Here is a 1054-nt window from a genome sequence, read left to right as displayed (position 1 = left end):
GACGGAGCATTCCCATTAGAACGTCGGCGGATTGGGACGATCCAGCACCAGGCTTCGTTGAGGCGGACCTCGTCGCCCATAGCGGCCCTTCGGCTCGCGGCAGCTTCATCCAAACCCTCGTGCTCACCGACATCGCGACCGGCTGGACGGAATGTGCGCCGCTGCTGGTTCGCGAACAGACGCTGTTGAGCACGGTGCTCACAGAATTGCGCAAGCAACTGCCCTTCGCGCTTCTCGGCCTGGATACGGACAACGACACCGTTTTCATGAACGAGACGCTGAAGGCCTATTGCGACGCCGCCAACATCGTCTTCACGCGCTGCCGCCCCTACCGCAAGAACGACCAGGCGTTCGTCGAGCAGAAGAATGGCGCCGTGGTGCGCAGGATGGTCGGATATCGTCGGTTCGAGGGGCTGGAGGCCGCCGCGCTGCTAGCGAAGCTCTACCGGTCAGCGCGGCTGTTCGTGAACTTCTTTCAGCCATCGTTCAAGTTGATCGCGAAGCAGCGCGACGGCGCGCGTGTGCGCAAGACGTACAGTCCGCCAGCTACGCCGCATCAGCGTCTGGTCGCCGACGCTCGCACCTCAGATGCAGTCCGCTCCCGACTGCAGGAAATCTACGCCGGACTCGATCCTGTCCTGCTATTGCGCGATATCCGCGCCATGCAGGAGCGGCTCGCTGCGCTCGCCGATACTTCGCCGGCCGTGCGCCCTGACGGGGCAACTCAGCCGATTGACCTTTTCCTGGCGACTTTGCGGACTGCCTGGAAGGACGGTGCTATCCGGCCGACGGATCGCCCGATTGTGAAAGCCAAAAGGGGGCGGCGGCGTCCTGACCCTCTCGTCAAGGCGACTGCCGACTTGCGAAATTGGTTCGAAGCCGAACCATGGCGAACCGGCAGCGAACTTCTGTCACGACTGCAGGCCGAGTATCCCGGCGACTACCCGGACAAACTGCTTCGAACACTTCAGCGACGGCTGAAGGTCTGGCGCAGCGAACAGGCGGACGCGTTGCTGTTTGGCCCCTTGAACAAGGAGCCGCCGCTCCTGGAGAT

Annotated in this window: 1 protein-coding gene; it reads left to right on the top strand. The window is 63.0% G+C overall.

The features are described from left to right. On the top strand, positions 1–1054 hold a 1054-nt coding region (locus tag PU724_RS33760), incomplete at both ends, for an ISNCY family transposase (protein ID WP_354426093.1).

This window comes from Mesorhizobium abyssinicae (genome assembly GCF_049887195.1).
GTDB classification, from domain to species: Bacteria; Pseudomonadota; Alphaproteobacteria; order Rhizobiales; family Rhizobiaceae; genus Mesorhizobium; species Mesorhizobium abyssinicae.
Note: the sequence above shows the minus strand (reverse complement) of the source record. Positions and strands in the feature narration are given on the sequence as shown.